The organism is Paenibacillus sp. GD4 (assembly GCF_030846225.1).
Taxonomy (GTDB): domain Bacteria; phylum Bacillota; class Bacilli; order Paenibacillales; family NBRC-103111; genus Paenibacillus_G; species Paenibacillus_G silviterrae.
Window position 1 is genome coordinate 97,095 of record NZ_JAVCYK010000001.1, and the last position, 16,906, is coordinate 114,000.

Below are 16,906 nucleotides of genomic sequence, written 5' to 3' on the forward strand. Positions count from 1 at the left end.
TGCAAAACAGACCCGAAATCTCATACGAGTTCGGGTCTGTGACAAGGCCACACGGCTAATTAATCCAAGTTAAAGCCTAAGCACCATCAAATCCTCATCATAATACTGTCCATTGTATTTCAAGGCACGTCTTTCCACGCCATATGTCTCGAAGCCCAGGGATTCATATAACCGTTTAGCAGGATGATTGTCCGATACAACGGTCAAGTTCATTTGCTCCAGTCCATCATATGCTTTTACTTGGCTAAGTAATTCCAACAGCAGCCTTCGTCCCAGCCCCTTTCCGCGGCATTCGTGTAAAACATAAAACCCGAAAATGTTTCCTTTATGTGCCATCTTAAGGCTGGTCTCACGAACGAAGGTTACTATACCTCCAAGAGATCCACGGTCATCGAAAGCCCCTAAAACAAACTTATACTGCGTCGGTCTTATGCGTTCCTTAACCATTTCCATGGAAAACTGAGCTTCCTTCTCATACAATGATCCGAATGCCTCGGGGCTTCGTTTCAGCGCAGTCAAACGTATTTGCTGGTACAATGGAGCATCCGATTCGTTCAATACTCGAATATGCATGGTTCCACCTCCGGCTTCAGTAGTACTCTTTCAGCTTCAAAGTGATTTCCATCAGATTACCATACCCAGCTCACTTTTGAGAATCTTTTTTACTATTCATCTGAACGGCTTAGTAAAGTTCGTCCGCCGATGGCAACGATCATGACGCATCCCATAAAACAAAAAAGCCGCGAATTTCGCGGCATTTAACGATGACCTACAGCTGAAAGTGGAATGGCATAGAAAATCGAAGCAATCAACTAAATAAATTACTATTTGCCTGTATTTCCAATCAAACCGGCGATCGCAGTCTGTAAATTGATTTTTGCAGCAGCCACTTCCTCTAATCCGGAATTCGGATTGTGCAGCACCGCTTTGGCTGTTTGCAGCGCCGTATGGAATGGCTTCCAGCTTTCCTTGGTGTACTGCTTGTGATCTTTATCTTGATTGGCATCGTATAACTGCTGGAGCTTTTCTTTGTTTACTTCCACTTTGTTGACACCCATGATGACATCCAACCCGTCCAAGGTAAACGTACCGCCTTTTACCACCACTTTGGCCGTATGATTGGCGGATCTCAACCCACGGAGGCTATACGATGTCTGCCTGTCTCCCTTGGCGTAAATTCTATAATTCTCATGAATCGGGATACCGTCGATATACACGTCGATCAAGGCATCCGGCGTCGCTCCGAACAAATTGAAGCCCGACCCCTCGAATTTGAAAATCAAGCTGCTGCTGGAGCTGATCGGCTTAGGGGTACTATAAATATTAACTCCACGGTAATCCATATAATCCTCTTGCCTCACGTTGGCTCCCAGAGAAACCTTCAATGTATGCTGCTTCTCCTCCAAGCCCCGCACCGAGTACATCACACCGTCGGAATTCACGTTATAATTCCCGACCTCTACGCCATCAAGCTCAAAGCGATATTTTGATTTGACGGAGGTTCCGGCAAAGTAATCCAGTCCCGTACCGGTAAAGACAATGTACAAGTAAGGATCATCGTTAAAGTGCGCCCATGCGTTCGTGTCGTTGGACCCCCAGACGTTGCCGTTGTTCCGATAAGCATAAACGATATTCGTTACGCTATCTCCCGGGACGGCGGCCGCATAAACTGCTTGAGCTACACTGCCCGCTTGAGCGTCTGTAAGCTTCACAATATCCTTCGGAGCCAACTTCTGTACTGCCATAACGGGGTCCGTCGTTTCGATCTCCGCTTTGGTAAAGCTGGCATATTTTTCTCTTGTCACTACCTTGAGGGTGTGTACCTTATCCTCCAGATCCTTTGCCGACCAGACCACTTGATGAATTTCGCTGTTATTCACATAACTCGCTTCACCGGCTAATTGACCGTCCAAGTAAACATCCGCCTTACCGTTGGACGGGTTAGTCACGCCGAATAGTCTGATTTCGGTGCCCTTAAAAGTAATTTCAAATGAAGTGCCCGCGGATCCCCACGCATTGGTGCTGTTGGACGACCAGCTGCCGGTAAACAATACTTTGTTTAAGGTCCCCGGTACCCTGGTCGTATCCCTGAAGCCTACCGTCACTCCGTTCCAGACAGGAACATCCGTAGGTGCCGTCATTTGTGTACGGTTGAAGTGCGCATAGCCTGCTTGCGTATAGTTCCACTTGCCGACATACGCGAGAGGATTCCAGCGGTCGATATGCTGTAAAGCTTGCTCTTCCGTATCGAATTTCTTCCCTTGCGCACTATCATATTTAACCGAATCGTAGGCGTAGCCTTTGATCGGCTCCACGCGCAGGTTGTCTATCAGCGTTTCGTAATAGCCGGACCCTAACGCGATTCTTCCCGCCATCACAGCGGAATCGGCGTCCGTATATGATGCAAGCTTTACACCGTCGAGATACAGCGTAAATACATTTTCCTTCGCCTCGAAGGCCAGGTTATGCCAAATCTTGTTGTTGAAGCCTTCGATCGTCCCGCTTGCTACGACCTTATCCAGCTTCAGTATTTCGTAGCTTCCGTCGGAGAACACTCGTGCATTATATGGCGCATGGGAATCCGCTCCGCCTGCTTTCACCTGTCGTACCCCAAGCAAGGCATAATTTTTTCTGCCCTCTACTTCAGGGGTGTGGGTGTCCAACAGAAAATCATAGGACGCTTTGTAGTTTGCCCAGCGATGATCACCCAACGTTGCGGTCGGGTTGCCGTTCGAAGCCGATCCGTCTCTTCCGCCCCATACAGCCCAATCCGCGCCGATAATGTCAGGGGTGATTTTCTGCTGAAGCATATTACCGTGAGCTCCAGCATCCGGTATGTCCAGATCCGTACGAAGCGAGCTTCCTGCGGCCACCGGCTTCGTAGCTTTTCTCACGACCTCGAAAGCGGCCGTCTGGTCTGTGGTATAACGCGGCGTACCGCTTCGGCGGCCGATGTAATCCCTGCCTTTTGCATCAACAGGATATGTTTTGTATTCAAAATCGTCCTTGTAAGGCAATCCCAGGATCGTATCCTTCGATAAATCGACCGGCTGCGACGCATATCCGAAGCCCGGCACTTCCGATTCTTTATCTAACGTAGTGATCGTCACGATGGAATACGGCTTCACTTCAACCTCATACACACCATTGTTCGGCGTGATCTTACCGATCCGCTTCAACCAGTTTGCGTCGTAGCTTTGACCTGCGTCTGCGCCGCGAGTTTCCCATACGTAAACCGGTGCGTTTTCTTTCCCGCTCAAATGCTTCGCTTGGATCTGATATTTGCGCGTGTTCCTGGTGTTATTTGCAAAAACCGTTGTATAATCGTCCGTTGAGGGATCCTTCAAGGTCATGTAATTATGAGTGCTTGTGTCGACATCCACGCCTCCGTCGAAGAAAGCGCCGTCACTGAAGGTCGCATCCTGAACATACATCCATCGTTCATTCTCCGGAGTCGTGTGATCATCGTGGCCGACGAAGTTCATGACATGACGGACTCCTTGCAGACCGCCGTCTACCTCGTAAAAGCCGGACCACGGATCATATGCGCTGATCAGATGCTTAGGATTATAGGCTGAGCCTTCATAAAAGGCCGCGACGGAAGGCTGAAAATCAAACGAAACCGCTCTCAGCGGATTTCTTCCCGCACCTGTCCATGTATAAACGGAAATGATCCGCGAGGTAACATCGACGATGCCTGCCTTTCCTCCAAGCCCGCTATACTGAGGCTCCATATTTTGACGATAGCGGGCGTTGATCATCGGCGCAATGCCTTCCGAAACCCATATCTCCTTCGGCTTCTTGCCGTCGGCGATCAGCTTGTTCTGCAATTGGGTTAGTTCGTTGGAGCCGGTCAAGCCGTAATGGGAGCTGATCACATCGATTTCATCGATCAAATCCGGATGCTCGAGCAGGGTGCGGCTAATGGTAGATGTATCGCGATAGCCGTCAGCGGCGACAAGCTTGATATGCTTGTAGTCCGATTCATAGTTGGGCTCCTGCTTAATGGTTGCAGTGAAATATTTTAGCCACTCCAATTCGTTCTTGCCGTTATTGTTCTGCGCTCTCTCATTCTGAGAGATTCCGACATAATCCAGTTTAAAGCCGTACTCGCGATATACGGCATCGATCGTTTGCTTATACCATTGATACCGGTTCTCGTATTCCTTGTTCGCAGCGCCGTTCCATGTCCAGCGTGGCTCTCCCCAACGCAATATTTCAGTTGTAATATCCGGGTTAATGGATTTGGCATCCGCCGCGAATTGAAACCCTGCTCCTCGAAGCACATCCGCCGGCTCGTCTGCATAACGCATGGTGGCCGGCTCGGTTCCTGATGAGGAATTCACGTCGGCGCCCAGCTCCACCTTGACATGCGTAAGTCCTGCCCCGGTTTTTGGATTAAAGAGCTTGTTCATGATTTCCCAATAGGCTTCGGGATGCTCTTCCTTGTAATCCAGCATCAGCCGGGACGTATTATTCGCCGTTACTGTTCCGAATCCCTTAAACCGGTTATGCGGATCTACATTTCTTCCGTCAATGGTGATCGTCTTAAAGATCTCCTCCGTCTGCGCTTCTCCGGGGGCTGCGAAGACAACCGACCCGAACAGCATGGAGGTGATGCATAAGTAGTTGATCAACTTTTTCATTTTTTTCCTTTGGGGTGCCATGATTCAACCTTCCTCTCGATCAGATTTCAACGTTTCATTCGTTCAAACCGCGATGAAGCGCATTCATTTTCTTCCGTGAAGGTATTTTCTGTACAACCCTCCCTGATTACTATATTTTAGTTAATATTTGGAACTTCCCTTATTGTTTCATAAACGCTTTCGTTTACCATGCCGCTATTTTGACCGTTTCCCACGTTTTTTTTACATTTATAAAAGAGAGCTCAATAGACCAACGTCTGGAGCCCCCCTTGTGCAAAAAAACTCCCTTAGGGGGAGTACAGAATAAAGCGACCTCCCTCATTTTCTTGAGTGCTTGAGGTCGGAGAATCCCGAGACATTCGTGCCTACGCCGGATCGGCAGGCGCATTACGATATTTGCTCGCTTGTTCGTAGGCGTAGGCAAGTCGGAAAAGCAAGGGCTCGCTGTAGGCGGTTCCAACGAAAGTGATTCCTTGCGGCCCTTTAGTCGTATAGCCGCCTTCGGCGATGATGCCTGTCTCTGCGTACCCGCCAGGCACGGTAATAGCAGGATAACCCGCGCGCGCGGACAAATCTAGCCCTTCCTCGTTGCCAAGGAACAGCAGCGCGTCTAGCTGATATTCGCTGATAGCGTGATCAATGCCCTGATTCCGGGACAGCTCACGGTTAAGGCGCAAACTCTCAGTATATACCGATTCAGTTAATGTTCCACTTGTTTCATTCGACCAGATCAACGTGTCTTGACCATATTTCAGCGCGACGTCGTGATTCGCCTCGTTATAGGCGATGAGCTCATCTAACGATCGAACGGATGCGCCTTGGCCTGCTTTAAACAGATAATTGTTCAGCCCTTTTTTGAACTCGAACCGCATCACATCCCAGTCCCACTTCGCACTCTCGCAAGGCAACGCTACCGGGTCGACGACTATAGCCCCGCATTCTTTGAACAAAGCGATCGCCCTCTCGATAATCTTTACCCGGGCTTCGTCCAATCCTCGATAATAATGCCGCGGAACGCCAATTCTTGCGCCTTGCAAACCATTCGCGTCCAAGAAATTCGTATAATCCGTATATGCTATTCTGCCATTCTCTTGCATAGCCGAATCTTCCGGATCCGCCGCCGTCATGGCGCCGAGCAAGATCGCAGCATCCCTGACCGTACGCGTCATCGGACCGGCCGAATCCTGGCTATGTGTAATCGGGATAATTCCAGAACGGCTTACGAGCCCGATTGTCGGCTTTAGGCCGACGATCCCGTTTTGCGAGGATGGGCTGATGATGGAACCGGAAGTTTCCGTGCCAATGGCTGCGGTACATAAATTCGCGGTAACCGCCACTCCAGAGCCCGAGCTCGAGCCGCCCACGAACAGCTCACCGGGACCGTAAGGATTAAGCGTTAGGCCACCCCTGGAGCTATACCCTGCCCACATCGTGCTTGACATAAAATTAGCCCACTCCGTCATGTTAGCTTTGCCGAGGAATACAGTTCCCGCAACCCTTAATTGCGCGGCCACAGCCGAATCCCTCTCAGCGAAATGTTCCGCAAGAGCTACCGAACCGGCACTAGTATGCATGCGGTCGCCTGTATCGATATTGTCCTTGAGCAAGATCGGGATGCCGTGAAGCGGTCCGCGAGCTCCGCGTTCCCGCCGCTCCTCGTCAAGCGCCATTGCGACCGCTATAGCGTCCGTGTTGACTTCCAGCACCGCTTTCAGCTTCGGGTTGAGTCGTTCGATCCGTTCCAAATACCAGCGAACGCAAGCCTCCGACGATAACGCACCCGATTCCATTGCCATCTGCAACGAAACGATGTCCGCCTCTATTAATCTTTCATTTATCGTTCTATCCATTTAGAGAGTCGCTCCCTTTTAGCAGTATTAAGCTCTCAGCATTATTCTAACCGAATCCGGCTCAGATCGGCCAATAAATAACGACTATATTTGAACTCTACTGCCCTTACAAAAAATGGGGGCAGCTGCCGGCGGCAACCGGCTCCCGGGAAGCAAAACGAAGAAGTCCATGATAACCATGGACTTCTCCGGTAACCCAATGATTTATTTTTTTAATTTTTCTTCAATCGCTTTATTCGCTTTCTCCTCCGCTTCACGTAAGGCCGTATTCACATCTTTGCCGGCTGCCAATTCTTTGGCCGCAGCATCGATGGCTGAACGGACTAAGACGTCATATTCAGTAAGGGGGTCGTTAATTTTGCGTGGCTTTGACTTAAAGATACCGGCAATGTTCTTGCCTTTGAGATACGGTACATTTGCGCCATATTGTGCTTGGAAGTCCCCTGTGGTCACTACGGAAATTTTCCCGCTTTTGCTCATTTCTTTTTGCACCTCATCGGAGGTTAAGATCGACATCACTTCAAAAGCCTCATTCTTATATTTGCTTTGCTTATTCAGCATGATCGTATGCGGGGTAATGACACGGCCTGTACCGATGGCCTCAGCGTAGTTGGGAAGCGAGACAAAATCCCATGGAATATTATTTGCGATGCTCGGATCAAGACTCGCTATCAAATCGGGAACCCATTGGGTAAACATGGCTACGTTCCCGTCCTTAAAAAATTCATTCGATCCATAAGTGATTTTTTTATCCTCTCCCAGGAAACCGGGAACATCGATAATCTCTTTCATCGTGGTGAAAGCTTTTCTCCAATTATCGTTATTAATGGACGCTTTGTTGGTAGCCGGATTAACGTAAGGCAAAGAAAGTCCATAACCTAAACGGGAAATCGAATCACCGCTCAGTCCAATGTATCGGACCCCGTTATCTGTTCTGGTTATCTTGCGAGCTAACTGGATGATCTCATCCCAGTTCATGCCGTCTTTCGGATACGGGACAGCGAATTTATCAAAGATATTTTTATTATAAAGAAGAGCAGCGATGTTTTGCGCGACCGGTAAAGCGTACATGGCCCCTTTTCCACCGCTGTACACTTTAATGGAGTCTATGGCGGCAGGGTCGAAACGGTTCAAGTCGAAGTTGTTGCTTTTAATCAAAGCGTTCAAATCCTCCGGTACATCAAGGTCTCGCCATAGAGGAGTATTAGCGTCTGTCGTATAGATCAAATCCGGGACGATGCCTGCAGCCACTAAATCTTCTGGATTTTGGCCGGTCCCTTTACGTACAATTTTAAAAGAAATATTAGGATATTTTTTTTGTACGGGCTGGACTATAAATTTGTCAATATCATCATTGCTCATCGCCGCGTGCTGGTAGAGAGTAAGAGTAATCGGTTCGTTTGAAATTTTCGGTGGAGCACTTCCTTTGTCAGCACTCCCCGTGTCAACCTGTGTGCTTGTTCCTTGGCTGCAGCCTGCAACTGCTGTGATCAATACAATGGAAGATACAAGGTTAATCCATTTCATCTTTTTTTACCCCCCCGAATATGTGTTTGAAAACGCTATCATTTATGTTAAATTATAGGTGATAGTCGGTTTATTGTAACTGGACAATATTCAGATAAAATCGTTCAATCTTAACATTTATTATTGGCGTGTCGTACCCGAAAGTCGTCCAATATTATAACAGGAACAGGTGATTATTTATGCTGCCGTTAACATTGGCCAATAATTCAATCCCCACTCCTCTGCCTCCGGTCTACGTTTATTGTATTGGCTGTCATGAACAAAAACCGATTTACAGGCCCAAAGGGTTTCCTGTATATCAAATATTATTTACGCGCAAAGGGTACGGAAGCTTCCGCATATTCGGAGACGAGGTGCTGTCCATGACGCCGGGTACGGTACTGCTTCTTGGAGAGGGTGTTCCGCACGAATATTATCCGAGCAGCAAAGACAACGGATGGGAGCTCGGGTTCATCGGCTTTCAGGGGGAAGCGGCGAGCAGTATCGCCGCACTTGCGGGCTTGGGCAAGCTTAGGACGATCAACGAGGAACGTATGAACTTGTGGGAGGATCTTGTTCGGTTGTGGCATATCATCAACAGCGATGAACCGGACGGCTTATGGAAAGCTTCGAGCTATTTGTATAACATCCTGATCACATTACAGAAGGAGTGCTCGTATGAGGAACGGCAGCCCGCCGCCCATTCGCAAGACCGTTCGAACAAAGGGCTTCAAATCGCCACTCGATTTCTTCAGGAGCATTATAATGAGAACATTCGTCTCTCTAATGTGGCCCGTGCGATCGGCTACTCGTCGCAGCATTTTTACAGGCTGTTCGTTAACGCATATGGGATGACACCGGGGCGTTATTTGCAGATGATTCGCCTTAGGCGGTCGCTTCAACTTTTTCAACACTATCCGGGTATTTCTGTTGATGAGGTTGCTGTGCAGGTAGGTATGGAAACAAGTTATTTCATAAAGATGTTCAAAAAAATTTACGGTACCACTCCGAAACAATACGTAAAAAAGTATATGGCGGAATCCACTGAAGTCACAGAACTCTAGCAAAAAACGAGTCAAAAAGGGGCGGAATAGCTTCCCCCCTTTATGAATATTAATATTTCAGCTTAAGGTAATCAAAATCTGCTTCAGTGGTTACCCATATGACGGGAACGACCAACCGCTTCAGCGCTGACAGGCTAAAGGATCCGGAAACAAACCAAGGAGAGAACAAGGTGCTTTTCTGCTTTATTAGAAGTCGTGTTGGTTAATCGTTCAAAATTACAGGGACTCGCTGAATGTGAGGGTCGGTAAAGATGTCGAATTCATCCCGGCTTGTACTGGAAAATTCGGATACAATGGCACCGGTATCCGCTGCTTGAAACCAGTGAAGAGTTCCCGGTTGAATGGTGTATTGCTGGCCCGGCAGCAGCTCGATTTCATGAAACACGGTATAATATGGTTCGCTCTGAGCGGGAATATTCGCTTGTATTGGCTTCGTCGCTTCCCCTTCCACATAGAGAAGTACTTTTCCCCAGCGGCAACGGAAGGTTTCCATTTTGCCGGGGTCATTCCCTACCGGCGGATGGAGATGCTCCGGACAGGTTTGCCCCGGAAATAATACTAGATCCTTCGCGCAATAACGGTCGTTATTTATATATGTAATCAATTCCAATCCTTGTTGCGGCAGATCGTTAAGCCCGAAGCATGCGACCTCGATTTGCTTTTGCTCCTCTGGCGTCAGTACAATTCCTGCTGCACGTAACAGCTCTACGGTCCGCAGCTGAGCTGCGACGACTTCACTTTTTTTAAGCGCCACTAGGTATCACCTTCCTATTAGAATGAGCTATTTGAAGCTAATATCCAGCCTTGCGATCAACAAGATTCAACAAGCACATGATCCGGGTCAAAGTCGCCTGATCGGCATAATGCAACCTTCGTTTGCTTCATTCTCCAAGCCTCTTTTCGATAATTATTTAAACCGGTAGGCACGAGGCTCACGAAACCAGAAGCTGCCGTCCTGGGAAAAATCCTTATAAGGATTCGGACAAATCTGATCGATCAGCTTCAGCTCCTCATCCCCCAGCTTCACTTCAAGCGCCCCCAGATTATCCTGGAGCTGCCGGTCATTTCGAACTCCTATGACAGGGATCACGTCTTTTCTGCGCAGCAGCCATGCCAAAGCAAGCTGTCCCAGCTTGATTCCCATTGCATCTGCCAGTTGTGCGAGTCGTTCAACCGTTTCGAACTTGGCACGGTTTTCCGGTAAATCCGGGTTCATGCGCTCTCCGCGTGAATCTGCAGGCAGCGGCTGCCCGGCCCGATACTTGCCGGAAAGCCAGCCCCCGGCGAGCGGTGAGTAAGCCAGTGTTGCGAGCCCGTGTCTTTCGCAAGCGGGCAGTATTTCCTGATCAATATATCGGTTAAATAAATTATATGACGGTTGATTCGTAATGAACCGTTCCAGGTTCATTTTCTCGCTTACCCATAACGATTCCACAATTCGCCAGGCCTCGAAGTTCGAACACCCGATGTACCGCACCTTTCCCTGCGTAACAAGATCGTCAAGTGCACGAAGCGTCTCATCCAAAGGGGTATACGGATCGGGACGGTGCACCTGATACAAGTCTATGTAATCGGTATTCAATCTCTTCAGGCTCGCTTCAACCTGCTTCATAATGCGGTAGCGGCTGGCACCTTCGCCATTGGGTCCCTCTTCTGTTCGCACTTTAAACTTCGTGGCGACAATAACGCGATCCCTTCGGCCCTTGAGAACTTTGCCGATAATTTCCTCGCTGGTACCCCGGCCATACGTATCCGCCGTATCCAGGAAATTAATCCCGGCATCCAGCACACGCTCAATAACGGCTAACGAGCTAGCTTCATCCATTTCCCAATCGCCATAAGTCATCGTTCCCAAGCAAAATCGCGAAACCTGCAGCCCGCTTCTTCCCAAATAGACGTAATCCATAAGCCCTCCCACATTCAGTCGTAGTTTGGCAAGCAATTCGCCATACTAATCATAGGCTTATTTTTTATAGGATTCAATAAAAAAAGAAGCAAATGCGGATTCCGCATAAATGGAACCCGCACTTTGCTTTAAAAAACCGCATCCATTAGACTTACTAATTATTTCCCATTTTGAGCCTTGTAATTTTTTACATACTCGTCTTGAACTGCCTGACCGCCCTGACTCATGTACTGTTGAACCAATGTTTTGTACAGGCTATCCACTTCAGCTGGCTTAGCAACAATTAGCTTTGCAAGCATTTGAGCTGAAAGATTTTTAAGCTCTGTGTTGTTCTTTGCATCAGCCGCATTCGGCAACGAATAGAAGTATGTCGTGTAATAGTCCACCATACCTACCTTTAAAGCGTTCTCTACCTCTTTTTCATATCCAGGGTAACCTGCAGAAATGGCTGCATTATTCTTCTGCTGATCACCAAGCTCGATACCGTTTGTAAGGATGTCATAGTCTAGGTTGTTAGCAACCGTCATCATCTTATCACCGGAATTTGTTGTTCCTGTCTGTTTGGGAACACCATTAACCATGTTGTAATCGACACCTTCCTGACCGTTCTGGAGGAAGAGGGTTACCTTGGGATCAGCCATCCAGTTAAGGTATTGTATCGCAAGGTCAACGTTCTTACTTGATTTAGGAATAATGATATACATACCATTGGGGCTGTACCCGTTCTTAGGATGTTTGCCTGCATCATTCTGCCATGGATCGATAGGAATAAGCTGAGCACCAGGGACGTTCTTTGTAAGGTTGGCCAAGGTTCCGGGAGCTGTCCTATACGGACCGTCCCAGTTCGTCTGGAATGCTCCGACTTTGCCATTGGAAATATCTGCGTCGAGCAATTTTCCATCCTTGTCCGTTGCGAAATTCGGGCTGATCAACCCTGCATTATACATCTTGTTCATATACTGAACCGCTTTATCAAACCCCGGCATATTCCAGTTCGCCAGCCAGCTAGGCTGCGGCTGAAGTGTAGCAAACTGTTCTTCAGTAAGGTTGGACGGTCTAAAGGCTTCCGGTATATAGCCAAGCCCGGGATTTAAAGGCTGCAGGGAATAACCATAAGGAATGACTCCGCTTACATTTCCAGGGTTCTTCTCTTTGAATGCAACCATGGTGTTATAGAACTGCTCTGGCGTAGTTGGAACAGGAAGACCCAGTTTATCAAGCCAGTCTTTACGGATAAACGTATTCGAACCTGCGAGAACCGTTCTCTTGCCCGGTATAGCATATTGCTTGCCGTTAAATTTACCATACTTTAATACCTCATCGCCAAGATACTTTGTAAGCGTTGGTCCATGCTGCTTGAGAACGGAATCAAGCTCTGCCAATCCACCCTGCTGTACATAATTATAAACAAGACCCGTGTTGTAGGTGAAGGAAATGTCAGGTGCCTGGCCGGCTGCCATCAATACGTTTAACTTGTCTACCTCCTGGGCTCTAGGTACGGAAACAAAGTTGACTGTAGCATTAAACTGCTTACCGAAATTATCGTTGATATACTTTGTCCAGAAGTTATTATTCAAATCCGGCTGTCCGGGTTTGCCTCTGTCGAAAACTTCGACCGTTAATGTTCGATGTTCTTTTGTAGCACCTGCTGTACCACTTGGTGTGTTGCTTGGCGAATTACTCGTACAGGCAGCCAATGTAGATGCAAGGGTTAGCGCTGCCAAAGAAACATGGATAGATCTTTTTGCCTTTGACTTCAAAGGAACCACTCCTTTTATAAAGTTAATATTTGAAAATTGCATATCAGCCTTTAACGGCACCGATCATAATGCCGGACACAAAGTATTTCTGGAGCCACGGGTACACTAGTAGAATCGGAACGGTGCCAAACATAATACTTGCCGCTTTCAATGCCTCTGAAGGCAGATTCACATTGATATTCTCTCCAGACATTTGCTGAGAAATATTGATAACATTATAGAGCTTAAGCTGAATCGTATACAGGTCCTGATCTGTAATGTAGAAAAGAGCATCCTGAAAATAATTCCATCTGAATACGGCATACAGTAAACTGACTGTGGCAAGTGCCGGCTTGGAAAGAGGCAGTACAATCTTAAGCAAAATCTGCAGCTCGTTGCATCCGTCGAGGTGTGCAGCTTCCTCCAGGCTCTCCGGAAGGCTCTGGAAGAACGATTTTAATATGATCATATAGTAAACGCTCATCATACCCGGAAGAACCAGTGCCATTGGAGTGTTCAAAAGACTGAGGTTCTTTATATTCAGATAATCCGGAATCAATCCTCCGCTAAAATACATGGTAAACAACATGATGAGCAGTAAACCATTTCTACCCTTAAGTCTTTTTTTGGTCAGCGGATACGCCGCCAATATGGTAACGGTTAATGCAAGAAGCACAAACACAGCCGTCAGGATCACCGTATAGAACAAGGAGTACAGCATGCCGGCATCCCCGAATACCACTTTATAGGCTTCTATATTAAAGTCTATGGGATAGATGGTAACGGCATGGGATATAATCGCCCTATTGGAGCTAAGCGATTGCGAAAGAATATAGAGAAAAGGAACCAGGCATATAAAAACCGCAATTAATACAATAAATGCCGCCGTATAATCAATGAGTTTATTTTTTACATTTTGCGACATACCGGCACCTCCTTACCATATTCCGTCTTCGCCTAATTTGCGGGAAATGAAATTGGAAGTTAACAGGAAGACTAAACAAATTACAGACTGGAACAGACCTACAGCCGCACCAACCGAAAAGTTCGCGGATTGAATACCTACACGATAAACATAGGTACTGATAACATCACCAAAATCCATGACAAGGTTATTTTGAATGTTGAATGGACGGTCGAAGTTAATAGCCATAATATTACCGAGCTGTAGGATCAGAAGGATCACAATGGTCGGTCTGATGCCCGGTAATGTAATATGCCAAATCTTCCTGAATCTTCCGGCTCCATCCGCTTCAGCAGCTTCATACAGCTGCTTGTCGATTCCCGTCATTGCAGCAAGATACAAAATGGTCCCCCATCCTGCGTTCTGCCATACTCCAATAAGAGAATACGTTGCAACCCATGCGTATTTGTTCGTGAGGAACGGTAACGGTTCACCACCCATATTAGTAATTAAGGAGTTTACCATCCCTGTGGGAGAGAGCAGCTGAGCAACCATTCCGCCGATAATAACCCAGGAAAGGAAATGCGGCAGATACAATATGGTCTGACTTACCTTTTTGAATTTATTCCATACCAGCTCATTAATTAAAATTGCCAAAAGGATCGGCGCTGGAAACCCAACGAGCAAATCCAAACCGTTAAGCACCAAAGTGTTTCTAACAACCTGATAAAATTGTGGAGATGAAAAAATTTGCTCGAATGTCGCAAAATGATTCCACGGACTCATGCTGACGCCCTGAAAAATGTTGTAATCCTTAAAAGCAATCTGTATGCCATACATAGGGGCATATTTAAATGTGACTATATAGGCAACAGGGATAATCAACATCAGGTAAAGGATGTAATCCGCTTTTATATAGTAAAACAATCCTTTCTTTTTTTTCAGTGAAATTAGTGCGCTTTCCTTCTTATCCGGGGCAAGACTGCTATTTATTGCTCTCATAAGCTACAACCTCCAAGCGCCTTCAATCAATCTGGCATCGCGCTGCGCCGTCAGGCAAAGCTCAGCCGCTTTAAAGGCATGCTCCTGCGTCATCGCGATCTCCGTGCGGTTCAGGCAGTCCATAATCAGCTCCCCGAAAAACGGATATCCTATCTTCCCGCTTACGTTGAAATAATGCTCGCCCTCATGATTAACGAGGTACACGTGCCCGCCGCCTTTTTCTCTGGCTATATCCACGTATTTGCGCAATTCAATATATCCGTCGGTTCCAAGAATAATGGTACGGCCGTCCCCCCATGTGCTGAGGCCGTTCGGGGTAAACCAATCGACACGGAAGTATCCCGTGGAACCGTTGTCGCCCACCAGGTTGCAATCGCCGAAATCCTCAAACGTCGGAAATTGCTTGTGGTTATAATTAGCCACCTGGCTGTTCACTACTTTCGCGTCCTTGGAACCTGTGTAGAACAAAAATTGCTCGCATTGATGGCTGCCGATATCGCAAAGTATGCCGCCGAATTGCTCGCGGTTGAAAAACCAACCCGGTCTGGACGGCACGTTGATCCGGTGCGGACCATATCCGCTCACCTGCAGTACGCGACCGATCGCGCCCCGCTCGATCAATTGTCCGGCATAAACCGCGCTCTCTACATGTACTCGCTCACTGTAATAAACCGCGTACTTCAAGCCGGTCTCCGCAGCTTTTTGCCGGGCCTGTTCCAGCTGCGCGAGCGTTGTAAACGGCGCTTTATCCGTAAAGTAATCCTTTCCATGCGACATGACGCGCATGCCCAGGTCACAACGTTCCGATGTGATGGCCGCGCCGGCAACCAGCCTCACATCCGGATCCTGAAGCACCTCCTGTTCGGATCTTGCCGCCTTGATCTCAGGATACGTTTCAAGGAATTTGTTCACCTTGGCGGGGTCCGGGTCGTACACCCATTTCAACTGTCCCCCGGCTTCGATGAGCCCGTTGCACATTCCGTAAATGTGCCCGTGATCGAGACCGACCGCCGCAAACGAAAAATCACCCTTTTCGCAAACCGGGGCCGGCTTTCCTTGAGGTGCGTAATTCATACCGTCTTGTGCTTGCATAGCCTTCATCTCCTGTTTGGTGTTATTTCTTATAATCGCTGCCAAGCGTAATCTCGTTCTTCAAGAACGAAACTACCGACGAGGTCTTCTCGTAAAAATGCGGAGCGTTCGCGAGCAGGCTGTCTCTCGAATAGAACAGGCTGTCCTTGGTTAGAGGGAGGCTTACACTCTTGCCTGTAGCCGCCGCTTCGTAGATGGCCGTGATCAGCTCTAACGTTTTGCATCCTTCTCCGCCGTCAATGAGCACGTTCAGCGAGTCGTTTTCAATTGCCTTCATCACATCGTCGATTTGTCCGGCGTGCCCTGAATACGGAAGATCCGCCATGCTATTGTACGTGGTCTCGAGCTCCTCCTCGAGCGCACTGTTCCGGATCGGGAATCCGTTTTCCTTGGAGGTGGATGCATAAACCTTCCAGGGGGCGGAAATCCTTGCCTTCTCCCCTTGGAATATAAGCTGCTGCTCCTCTCCGTGATGCACGACAGAGCTTGTAATTTGCGCCAGGCTTCCGTTTCCGTAAGAAAGAATGGCTATGGAAATGTCCTCGACTTCCGCGTTATCATGCGACGTATTGCTCATCACTGCATGGACTTTGTCCGGCATCCCCATCATCCACTGCAGCATGTCAATATGATGAACGGCGTGGTTTAGCGTACAGCCGCCGCCTTCCTTTTCCCAAGTGCCCCTCCACCACAGATCGTAATAGCAGTGCCCTCTCCACCAGTAGGAATCGACCTGTGCATGTACGATTTTGCCCAGCTTTCCGGTGTCGAGCGTGTGCTTTAGCTTCATGATCGGATCCCTGAACCGATTTTGCCCGACTACGGACAAAATGCGTTTCGACTCTGAAGCCGCCTCCAGCATCCGGTCGCATTCCTCCAAGGAAGAAGACATCGGCTTCTCTACCAATACATGCATTCCCGCGCGCAACAAGTCGATTGCGATTTGAGCATGCGTATACGGAGGGGTGCAGACCGACACCAGATCGATATCGCTGTCCAGCAGCTCGCGGTAGTCTTGTTCGACCCGGCAGTCGAGCTGAAATTTCTCTTTATACCGGACGGCCTTTTCCTCGTAAATGTCGCATAACGCAACGATTTGACATCTTCCCCTAAACGAGGTCACATAGGCCTCCAGATGCGAGTTTGCAATACCGCCGGTACCGATAACAGCCACTTTCAACATCGTCTTTCACTTCC

Annotated in this window: 12 protein-coding genes; 1 reads left to right on the top strand and 11 read right to left on the bottom strand. The window is 48.1% G+C overall.

The genetic code is table 11. The features are described 5' to 3' along the window. Nucleotides 1-69: 69 nt before the first annotated feature. The 4 genes from RAC89_RS00465 to RAC89_RS00480 form a co-directional block, all read right to left on the bottom strand. Nucleotides 70-573, bottom strand: coding sequence for a GNAT family N-acetyltransferase (locus RAC89_RS00465; protein WP_306611088.1), 504 nt, complete (start codon nucleotides 571-573; stop codon nucleotides 70-72). Nucleotides 574-824: 251 nt separating this feature from the next. Beyond that, nucleotides 825-4,667 carry an S-layer protein gene (locus tag RAC89_RS00470; RefSeq protein ID WP_306611089.1) on the bottom strand — a complete coding sequence of 1,281 codons (3,843 nt, stop codon included), beginning with the start codon at nucleotides 4,665-4,667 and terminating at the stop codon, nucleotides 825-827. Between the two features lie 344 nt (nucleotides 4,668-5,011). Beyond that, complete coding sequence (locus RAC89_RS00475) at nucleotides 5,012-6,496, bottom strand: amidase family protein (RefSeq protein WP_306611090.1); 1,485 nt, start codon at nucleotides 6,494-6,496, stop codon at nucleotides 5,012-5,014. A gap of 204 nt (nucleotides 6,497-6,700) precedes the next feature. Continuing rightward, the gene (locus tag RAC89_RS00480) at nucleotides 6,701-8,023 is read right to left on the bottom strand and encodes an ABC transporter substrate-binding protein (protein WP_306611091.1); all 1,323 of its coding nucleotides are present in this window, start codon (nucleotides 8,021-8,023) and stop codon (nucleotides 6,701-6,703) included. Between the two features lie 179 nt (nucleotides 8,024-8,202). Between RAC89_RS00480 and RAC89_RS00485 the strand changes: the two genes are divergently transcribed. After that, nucleotides 8,203-9,066, top strand: a complete 864-nt coding sequence (locus RAC89_RS00485) for a helix-turn-helix transcriptional regulator (RefSeq protein WP_306611092.1) — start codon at nucleotides 8,203-8,205, stop codon at nucleotides 9,064-9,066. A 202-nt stretch (nucleotides 9,067-9,268) separates the two neighbouring features. On the opposite strand, the gene RAC89_RS00490 is transcribed toward RAC89_RS00485, so the two are convergent. From RAC89_RS00490 to RAC89_RS00520, 7 genes are all read right to left on the bottom strand, one after another. Then, complete coding sequence (locus tag RAC89_RS00490) at nucleotides 9,269-9,784, bottom strand: D-lyxose/D-mannose family sugar isomerase (protein ID WP_373429996.1); 516 nt, start codon at nucleotides 9,782-9,784, stop codon at nucleotides 9,269-9,271. A gap of 189 nt (nucleotides 9,785-9,973) precedes the next feature. Further along, the gene (locus tag RAC89_RS00495; RefSeq protein ID WP_306611094.1) at nucleotides 9,974-10,972 is read right to left on the bottom strand and encodes an aldo/keto reductase; all 999 of its coding nucleotides are present in this window, start codon (nucleotides 10,970-10,972) and stop codon (nucleotides 9,974-9,976) included. Nucleotides 10,973-11,130: 158 nt separating this feature from the next. Further along, nucleotides 11,131-12,732, bottom strand: coding sequence for an extracellular solute-binding protein (locus RAC89_RS00500; protein ID WP_306611095.1), 1,602 nt, complete (start codon nucleotides 12,730-12,732; stop codon nucleotides 11,131-11,133). A 43-nt stretch (nucleotides 12,733-12,775) separates the two neighbouring features. Then, nucleotides 12,776-13,636 carry a carbohydrate ABC transporter permease gene (locus tag RAC89_RS00505; protein WP_306611096.1) on the bottom strand — a complete coding sequence of 287 codons (861 nt, stop codon included), beginning with the start codon at nucleotides 13,634-13,636 and terminating at the stop codon, nucleotides 12,776-12,778. 12 nt (nucleotides 13,637-13,648) lie between these two features. Continuing rightward, entirely contained in the window at nucleotides 13,649-14,617 is a 969-nt protein-coding gene (locus RAC89_RS00510; protein ID WP_306611097.1) for an ABC transporter permease, read from the bottom strand. Nucleotides 14,618-14,620: 3 nt separating this feature from the next. After that, nucleotides 14,621-15,709 (bottom strand): Gfo/Idh/MocA family protein, encoded by a 1,089-nt coding sequence (locus RAC89_RS00515; protein ID WP_306611098.1) that lies wholly within the window; start codon nucleotides 15,707-15,709, stop codon nucleotides 14,621-14,623. Between the two features lie 22 nt (nucleotides 15,710-15,731). Beyond that, entirely contained in the window at nucleotides 15,732-16,892 is a 1,161-nt protein-coding gene (locus RAC89_RS00520; protein ID WP_306611099.1) for a Gfo/Idh/MocA family protein, read from the bottom strand. Between the last annotated feature and the right edge of the window lie 14 nt (nucleotides 16,893-16,906).

Excerpts from the sequence above, each read along its gene's own strand:
- RAC89_RS00465 (WP_306611088.1), bottom strand. The coding sequence starts at position 573 with ATGCATATTCGAGTATTGAACGAATCGGATGCTCCATTGTACCAGCAA.
- RAC89_RS00470 (WP_306611089.1), bottom strand. The coding sequence starts at position 4,667 with ATGGCACCCCAAAGGAAAAAAATGAAAAAGTTGATCAACTACTTATGC.
- RAC89_RS00475 (WP_306611090.1), bottom strand. The coding sequence starts at position 6,496 with ATGGATAGAACGATAAATGAAAGATTAATAGAGGCGGACATCGTTTCG.
- RAC89_RS00480 (WP_306611091.1), bottom strand. The coding sequence starts at position 8,023 with ATGAAATGGATTAACCTTGTATCTTCCATTGTATTGATCACAGCAGTT.
- RAC89_RS00485 (WP_306611092.1), top strand. The coding sequence starts at position 8,203 with ATGCTGCCGTTAACATTGGCCAATAATTCAATCCCCACTCCTCTGCCT.
- RAC89_RS00495 (WP_306611094.1), bottom strand. The coding sequence starts at position 10,972 with ATGGATTACGTCTATTTGGGAAGAAGCGGGCTGCAGGTTTCGCGATTT.
- RAC89_RS00505 (WP_306611096.1), bottom strand. The coding sequence starts at position 13,636 with ATGTCGCAAAATGTAAAAAATAAACTCATTGATTATACGGCGGCATTT.
- RAC89_RS00510 (WP_306611097.1), bottom strand. The coding sequence starts at position 14,617 with ATGAGAGCAATAAATAGCAGTCTTGCCCCGGATAAGAAGGAAAGCGCA.
- RAC89_RS00515 (WP_306611098.1), bottom strand. The coding sequence starts at position 15,709 with ATGCAAGCACAAGACGGTATGAATTACGCACCTCAAGGAAAGCCGGCC.
- RAC89_RS00520 (WP_306611099.1), bottom strand. The coding sequence starts at position 16,892 with ATGTTGAAAGTGGCTGTTATCGGTACCGGCGGTATTGCAAACTCGCAT.